A 4,741-nucleotide genomic window follows, 5' to 3' on the forward strand; every position below is an offset into this window, starting at 1 on the left:
GCCTCCCGGCCGCGCCCCACCCCACGTACTCGTGCCGCAAGCCTTCCCCACCAGCGCCTTTCGGGCAAGGAGGATGTCCCCATGGCGAAGAAGATGACTCAAGAGGAATGGCGGGCATTCGTCTCCCATTCCACCCGCACCGGAAAGCTCTCCACCGTCCGCGAGGACGGCAGCCCGCACATCGCTCCCATCTGGTTCGTCCTCGACGGCGATTCCTTCGTGTTCAACACCGGCAAGGACACCGCCAAGGGGCGCAACCTCGCCCGCGACGGCCGGTTCGCGCTCTGCGTGGACGACGACCGGCCGCCGTTCTCGTACGTCGTGCTCCAGGGCCGTGCCGAGATCAGCGGATACTCCGACGACGCGGACGAGTTGCTCGCCTGGGCGACCCGGATCGGCGCCCGTTACATGGGCGAGGAGCGTGCGGAGTCCTTCGGCCGCCGCAATGCCGTCCCGAGCGAACTCCTCGTCCGGGTCCCGATCGACAAGGTGATCGCCCTCGCCGGCATCGCGGACTGACCCGTCCCGGGTGGAGCCGCAGGCCGGTTCACACGGAATCGGCGTGCGGCTCCACCGACTCCAGCAGCCGGGCGGTGTGCACCCGACCGGCGTACTCGACCAGCCTGATCAGCACTTCCTTCCCCGAGTCCTTGTCCCTCGCGTCACACAGCACCACCGGCGTCCCCTGGTCCAGGTCCAGCGCCCGCGACACGTCGTGCGCCCCGTACCGCCGCGCGTCCGTGAAGCAGTTGACGGCCACCACGAAGGGGATGCGCCGGTGCTCGAAGTAGTCCACCGCCGGAAAGCTGTCCTCCAGCCGCCGCGTGTCGGCGAGCACCACCGCGCCGAGCGCTCCCTGCGACAACTCGTCCCACAGGAACCAGAACCGGTCCTGCCCCGGGGTGCCGAACAGGTACAGGGCCAGCCCGGACCGGATGGTGATCCGCCCGAAGTCCATGGCCACGGTCGTCGTCGTCTTCTGGTCCACGCCGCCCGTGTCGTCGACCAGTTCGCCCGCCTCGCTCAGCAACTCCTCGGTCCGCAGCGGACGGATCTCGCTCACCGCGCCCACCAGGGTGGTCTTGCCGGCCCCGAAGCCACCCGCCACCAGGATCTTCAGCGCGAGCGAGGCCAGTTCGGCGTCCTCCCCGGGTCCGGGATCCACGTCCACGTCCACATCGATGTCCGGGCCCGGGGCAGGTCCGGCAGGTCCGGCAGGTCCGTTGTCATGCTGTCCCATCAAAGCGCTCGCAATCCCTCGATGACTTCACGCAGAATCCGCTCGTCCGGCAGCTGTGCGGGCGGTACCGGCCGGCTGACCTTGACGTGCCCGCCCTCCAGCAGGTCCCCGAGCAGGACCCGCACCACCCCCACCGGCAGGTCGGCGTCGGCGGCGAGTTCCGCCACCGACTGGGTCTCGGACCGGCAGAGTCCGAGCAGCGCCCGATGTTCGGGGCCGAGCAGCGACTCGGCCGCCTCGTCCGCGCCCGCCGGGTCCACCACGACCAGCGCGATGAGGTCGAAGCGGACCCCGTGGGGTCCCGGCTTCGTACGCCCGCCGGTCATGGCGTACGGACGGACGAGCGGGCCCGCCTCGGCGTCGTACCACTGGCCGTTCATGTGCCGGACCGCCGCCCTCAGCCGGCGGCCGGCGGCCGCGCCGCGAACCGGGGCGGCGTGTAGAGGTGCTCGCCGACCCGCTTCACGAGCCGGGCCATCTCGTAGGCGATCAGGCCGATGTCGGCGCTGGCGGCGCTGAGCACGGCGAGGCAGGAGCCGTCTCCGGCAGCCGCGACGAAGAGGAAGCCCTCGTCCATCTCGACCATCGTCTGGCGCACGCCCCCGGCGTGGAAGTGCCGGCCCGCGCCCTTCGCCAGGCTGTGGAAGCCGGAGGCCACCGCCGCCAGGTGCTCGGCGTCCTCCCGGCTGAGCGCGCTGGAGGCTCCGACCGCCAGCCCGTCGTTGGAGAGGACCACGGCGTGCCGGACCTCTCGGACCCGGCGCACCATGTCGTCCAGCAGCCAGTCCAGTTCGCCGGACCTGCGGACGCCGTCCAGGTCGATCCTCTGGTGTTCGATCATCACCGTTCTCCTTCGCTGCCTGCATGGGGGGAGCTCTCCTGGGCGCCGCGGACCCAGCCGGCCCGGTAGGCCGCCATCCGGTCCCGGGCCTGCTCCGGGCTGCGGCCCGGCGGGTCCTCGGGGACGCGGGCACCGGCGGGGGCCTTGGGGGCCGGGGCCTCCCGGAGCTGCGGGACGAGGCTGGCCTGGCGCACCCGGCGCGGCAGTTCCGTCACCGAGGCCGAGGGGGCCGACGCCGCCTGGGTACGGGCGACCGCGCCGCCGGGGGCGCGCGGCCGCAGCGGCGCCACCGGGGCCGGGCGCTGCTCCTCGGGTGCGGGGGTCCGGTCCGGAGCCGGGGCCGGAGCCGGGGCCGTGGCCGGAGCCGGGGCCGTGGCCGGGATGCCGCGCGGGTCCTCCCGTACCGCCGAGCCGCGCCGGTCTTCCCGTACCGCCGCGCCGTGCGCGTCCTCCCCTACGACGGTCATGGTGTGCGGCGGCTCCGCCTGCGCCACCGGCTCCGGTGGCGGTGCCGCGGCCCGGTGCTCGGGCCCGCTGCCGGTGGCGGGGCCGGGGTCGGCGACCGGGAGGGCGCCCTGGAGCATGGCGTTCGGCAGGAGCACCACCGCGGTGGTGCCGCCGTAGGGCGACGTGCGCAGGTGCACCTTCACCCCGTGCCGGGCCGCGAGGCGGCTGACCACGAAGAGCCCGAGCCGGTCACTGTCGAAGAGGTCGAGCGCCTCGGACTGCTCGATGCGCCGGTTGGCGTCGCCCAGGGTTTCGCGGCCCATGCCGAGCCCGCGGTCCTCGACCTCCAGGACGTAGCCGGCGCCGACGGGTTCTCCGCTGACCCGGACCTTGGTGTGGGGCGGGGAGAACTGTGCGGCGTTCTCGATGAGTTCGGCGAGCAGGTGGGTGAGGTCGGCGACGGCGCCCCCGACCACGGCGGCCTCGGCGAGCTGGCGGACCTCGATGCGCGGGTACTCCTCGATCTCGGAGACCGCGGCCCGTACGACGTTGGTGAGGGGGACCGGTATCCGCCAGGCCCGGCCCGGGGCCGCGCCGGACAGGATGATCAGACTTTCCGCGTGCCGGCGCATCCGGGTGGTGAGGTGGTCGAGACGGAAGAGGTCGCCGAGCTCGTTCGGATCATCGGCGCGCCGTTCCATCGAGTCGAGCAGGGTGAGCTGCTTGTGCACGAGGACCTGGCTGCGGCGGGCGAGATTGACGAAGACGCCGGATATCCCGCTGGCGAGCTCGGCCCGCTCGACGGCGGCGCTGAGCGCGGCCCGGTGGACGGTGCCGAGCGCCTCGCCGACCTGGGTGATCTCGTCGTCGGCGGGCGGCCCGGGCGGGGTCTCGGCGGTGACGTCGATGTCCTCGCCGGCGCGCAGCCGTTCCATCGCCTGCGGGAGCTTGCGGTGGGCGATCTCCAGAGCCGTGTTGCGCAGCGAGACCAGTTCCACGACGAGCGCGCGGCCGATCCGTACGGAGATGACGAGCGAGGCGGCGACGGCCGCCAGGCCCAGCAGTACGGCGGCACCGGCCGGGCTCAGCGCCCCTTCGGCGAGCGGATCGGCCCGGTCGGCGGCCGCGGCGTGCGCGGCCTCCTCGATCTCCAGCATCGAGGCGCCGATGCCGCTGTGGGCGGCCTCCCAGCCGGCGGGCGCCCCTCGGCTGTCCTTGGAGGTGCCGGCCGCGAGCGCGCGGTCCTCGGCGCCGGTGAGGTCGGCATAGGCGGAGCTCTTGGCGACGGACTGCCAGGCGGCCTGCTGGGCGGCGGGTAGGTCGCGGGCCGCGGAGTCGGTGAGCGCGCGGCGCGCCTCGACGGCGCCGGTCAGCTGCCGGAGCGTTTCGGCGCTGCGCGGGCCCGGTACGGCGAGCAGGGCGTCCTCGCGCGACAGGAGTTCACCGGCGCGGGCGAACTCGAGCAGCACGCGGGCGTCGGGGCCGAGTTCGGCGTCCTCGCCGCCCGTCAGGGCGCCGCCCACGGCGAAGGCGGAGTCGACCACGCGCGTGTAGATCTCGTAGGCCGCCTCCGGGCTGGCGCGGCGGTCGGTGATGTCCTTGCGGGCCGATCCCAGGTCCTCGGCGGCGGCGACGAACGTGCCCAGGCGGACCACGATGTCGGAGCGGTGGTCGCCGGAGTCGGCGACGGTGTGGCGGTCGCCGAGCCGCAGCCGCCGGACGGCGCTGTCGGTGCGGCGGGCCTGCTGGTCCAGGGTGCCCGGGTCGGCGGTGGGGTCGGCGAGGAGGCGGACGGCGGCCCGCCGCTCGGCTTGGAGTTCGATGACGGCGGCGGCGACGGGGGTGCGTATCTCGGCGTCGGCCTGGTGGATGCGGCTGAGGCGGGCGACGTCCTGGGCGGTGTTGACGGTGGCGAAGGCCCAGAGGGCGAGGAGCGAGACGACCGGGACCATCAGGAGCGAGACGATCTTCGCGCGGACGGTGGCGGGCCGCAGTCGCAAGCGGGGTCCGCGGTCGCGCGGGACGGTCCGTGTGCCCGGGAGGGTCTGGTGGGCCCGGTGCTCCGCCGTTTCCTCGGCCGGCGGTCCGGCGTGGGCCCGGCGGCCGCGTGCCGGGGGCGCGGGCAGCCGCGGCGCCGCTGCTTCCGGTCTTCTGCGGGGTGTTCGCATGGGCTCCTCGTTCCGGGCGGTGCCTACGGGTGCGGTGGCGGGGGG

Annotated in this window: 5 protein-coding genes; 1 reads left to right on the forward strand and 4 read right to left on the reverse strand. The window is 74.3% G+C overall.

Going from position 1 to position 4,741, the window contains the following annotated elements:
* The first annotated feature begins 81 nt into the window (after positions 1-81).
* Positions 82-519: a PPOX class F420-dependent oxidoreductase gene (locus PV721_RS41355; RefSeq protein ID WP_319733745.1), complete on the forward strand. Its 438-nt coding sequence runs from the start codon at positions 82-84 to the stop codon at positions 517-519.
* 28 nt (positions 520-547) lie between these two features.
* On the opposite strand, the gene PV721_RS41360 is transcribed toward PV721_RS41355, so the two are convergent.
* From PV721_RS41360 to PV721_RS41375, 4 genes are read right to left on the reverse strand one after another with little or no spacing between them, the layout of a single operon-like run.
* Entirely contained in the window at positions 548-1,240 is a 693-nt protein-coding gene (locus PV721_RS41360) for a GTP-binding protein (protein ID WP_319733757.1), read from the reverse strand.
* On the reverse strand, positions 1,240-1,620 hold the full coding sequence (locus PV721_RS41365) for a DUF742 domain-containing protein (protein WP_319733758.1): 381 nt from the start codon (positions 1,618-1,620) through the stop codon (positions 1,240-1,242). The genes PV721_RS41360 and PV721_RS41365 overlap by 1 nt, the downstream gene beginning before the upstream one ends.
* A gap of 17 nt (positions 1,621-1,637) precedes the next feature.
* Complete coding sequence (locus PV721_RS41370) at positions 1,638-2,081, reverse strand: roadblock/LC7 domain-containing protein (protein WP_319733760.1); 444 nt, start codon at positions 2,079-2,081, stop codon at positions 1,638-1,640.
* Positions 2,081-4,696, reverse strand: coding sequence for a nitrate- and nitrite sensing domain-containing protein (locus PV721_RS41375; protein ID WP_319733764.1), 2,616 nt, complete (start codon positions 4,694-4,696; stop codon positions 2,081-2,083). The genes PV721_RS41370 and PV721_RS41375 overlap by 1 nt, the downstream gene beginning before the upstream one ends.
* Between the last annotated feature and the right edge of the window lie 45 nt (positions 4,697-4,741).

The organism is Streptomyces sp. MB09-01 (genome assembly GCF_033794505.1).
GTDB lineage: Bacteria > Actinomycetota > Actinomycetes > Streptomycetales > Streptomycetaceae > Streptomyces.